Source organism: Bacillus sp. CGMCC 1.60114 (assembly GCF_042676365.1).
Classification (GTDB): domain Bacteria; phylum Bacillota; class Bacilli; order Bacillales; family Bacillaceae_G; genus Bacillus_A; species Bacillus_A rhizoplanae_A.
Map to the genome: position 1 here is coordinate 1 of NZ_JBHTHG010000119.1, position 1,719 is coordinate 1,719.

Below are 1,719 nucleotides of genomic sequence, written 5' to 3' on the forward strand. Positions count from 1 at the left end.
TGAGAGTAGGACGTTGCCAGGCAAATGGAGGATTAGCTCAGCTGGGAGAGCACCTGCCTTACAAGCAGGGGGTCGGCGGTTCGATCCCGTCATCCTCCACCATATATATTTAAATGTCGGAGGGGTAGCGAAGTGGCTAAACGCGGCGGACTGTAAATCCGCTCCTTCGGGTTCGGCAGTTCGAATCTGCCCCCCTCCACCATTTGATGGGCTATAGCCAAGCGGTAAGGCAACGGACTTTGACTCCGTCATGCGCTGGTTCGAATCCAGCTAGCCCAGCCATTTAAGAGCCATTAGCTCAGTTGGTAGAGCATCTGACTTTTAATCAGAGGGTCGAAGGTTCGAGTCCTTCATGGCTCACCATTTTTAAAATGAAATATGCGGGTGTGGCGGAATTGGCAGACGCACCAGACTTAGGATCTGGCGCCTTTGGCGTGGGGGTTCGACTCCCTTCACCCGCACTTTTAATTGAATAAGTCATATATGTCTTGCGGAAGTAGTTCAGTGGTAGAATACAACCTTGCCAAGGTTGGGGTCGCGGGTTCGAATCCCGTCTTCCGCTCCAATTTTCAATATGACGCCGGGGTGGCGGAACAGGCAGACGCACAGGACTTAAAATCCTGCGGTGGGTGACCACCGTGCGGGTTCGACCCCCGCCCTCGGCACCATATGCGCCCGTAGCTCAATTGGATAGAGCGTTTGACTACGGATCAAAAGGTTAGGGGTTCGAGTCCTCTCGGGCGCGCTTTATTAACGGGAAGTGGCTCAGCTTGGTAGAGCACCTGGTTTGGGACCAGGGGGTCGCAGGTTCGAATCCTGTCTTCCCGATAGTTTTAAAAAATGGGGCCTTAGCTCAGCTGGGAGAGCGCCTGCCTTGCACGCAGGAGGTCAGCGGTTCGATCCCGCTAGGCTCCACCATTAAAGCTTCATATATACGGAGGTATACCCAAGTTCGGCTGAAGGGATCGGTCTTGAAAACCGACAGGCGGCGAGAGTCGCGCGGGGGTTCGAATCCCTCTACCTCCTCCATTTTTTATTTAAAAGAATATTATATCATCGCGGGGTGGAGCAGTCTGGTAGCTCGTCGGGCTCATAACCCGAAGGTCGCAGGTTCAAATCCTGTCCCCGCAACCAATGGTCCCGTGGTGTAGTGGTTAACATGCCTGCCTGTCACGCAGGAGATCGCCGGTTCGACCCCGGTCGGGACCGCCATTTACATAAAGGCTCGGTAGCTCAGTCGGTAGAGCAGAGGACTGAAAATCCTCGTGTCGGCGGTTCGATTCCGTCCCGAGCCACCATTTTTTTTGTAAACTAGCCGGTTTAGCTCAATTGGTAGAGCACGCCCGCGCAAACATCGCTGAATAATCTTCAGCGTACCAGCCGAGATGCTACTTGTGATACTCACTGAGGCTGGGACGACAAAAGAAATTAAAAACAGCAAGTTTTATATATAATAATGCCGGCTTAGCTCAATTGGTAGAGCAACTGACTTGTAATCAGTAGGTTGGGGGTTCAAGTCCTCTAGCCGGCACCACTTAGGGGCATAGTTTAAAGGTAGAACAGAGGTCTCCAAAACCTCCGGTGTGGGTTCGATTCCTACTGCCCCTGTAAGAAATATGGGCCTATAGCTCAGCTGGTTAGAGCGCACGCCTGATAAGCGTGAGGTCGATGGTTCGAGTCCATTTAGGCCCACCATATTCCGCAGTAGCTCAGTGGTAG

General features: G+C 52.7%; 17 tRNA genes. All 17 read left to right on the forward strand.

Annotation, left to right across the window (positions count from 1 at the left end):
• Positions 1–26: 26 nt before the first annotated feature.
• The 17 genes from ACFQZ1_RS25415 (at position 27) to ACFQZ1_RS25495 (ending at position 1,695) form a co-directional block, all read left to right on the forward strand.
• Positions 27–102: transfer RNA gene (locus tag ACFQZ1_RS25415), tRNA-Val, on the forward strand.
• Positions 103–118: 16 nt separating this feature from the next.
• Positions 119–202: transfer RNA gene (locus ACFQZ1_RS25420), tRNA-Tyr, on the forward strand.
• 5 nt (positions 203–207) lie between these two features.
• Positions 208–282: transfer RNA gene (locus ACFQZ1_RS25425), tRNA-Gln, on the forward strand.
• Positions 283–287: 5 nt separating this feature from the next.
• A tRNA-Lys gene (locus ACFQZ1_RS25430) sits at positions 288–363 on the forward strand.
• A gap of 17 nt (positions 364–380) precedes the next feature.
• A tRNA-Leu gene (locus ACFQZ1_RS25435) sits at positions 381–461 on the forward strand.
• A 29-nt stretch (positions 462–490) separates the two neighbouring features.
• Positions 491–565 (forward strand) — tRNA-Gly (locus tag ACFQZ1_RS25440).
• A 14-nt stretch (positions 566–579) separates the two neighbouring features.
• Positions 580–668, forward strand: a tRNA-Leu gene (locus ACFQZ1_RS25445).
• 3 nt (positions 669–671) lie between these two features.
• Positions 672–745, forward strand: a tRNA-Arg gene (locus ACFQZ1_RS25450).
• A 9-nt stretch (positions 746–754) separates the two neighbouring features.
• Positions 755–828 (forward strand) — tRNA-Pro (locus tag ACFQZ1_RS25455).
• A gap of 14 nt (positions 829–842) precedes the next feature.
• Positions 843–918: transfer RNA gene (locus tag ACFQZ1_RS25460), tRNA-Ala, on the forward strand.
• Positions 919–936: 18 nt separating this feature from the next.
• Positions 937–1,029: transfer RNA gene (locus ACFQZ1_RS25465), tRNA-Ser, on the forward strand.
• A 28-nt stretch (positions 1,030–1,057) separates the two neighbouring features.
• Positions 1,058–1,134, forward strand: a tRNA-Met gene (locus ACFQZ1_RS25470).
• 2 nt (positions 1,135–1,136) lie between these two features.
• Positions 1,137–1,212: transfer RNA gene (locus tag ACFQZ1_RS25475), tRNA-Asp, on the forward strand.
• Positions 1,213–1,222: 10 nt separating this feature from the next.
• Positions 1,223–1,298, forward strand: a tRNA-Phe gene (locus ACFQZ1_RS25480).
• A gap of 160 nt (positions 1,299–1,458) precedes the next feature.
• A tRNA-Thr gene (locus ACFQZ1_RS25485) sits at positions 1,459–1,534 on the forward strand.
• A 3-nt stretch (positions 1,535–1,537) separates the two neighbouring features.
• A tRNA-Trp gene (locus ACFQZ1_RS25490) sits at positions 1,538–1,608 on the forward strand.
• A gap of 10 nt (positions 1,609–1,618) precedes the next feature.
• A tRNA-Ile gene (locus ACFQZ1_RS25495) sits at positions 1,619–1,695 on the forward strand.
• Positions 1,696–1,719: the final 24 nt, after the last annotated feature.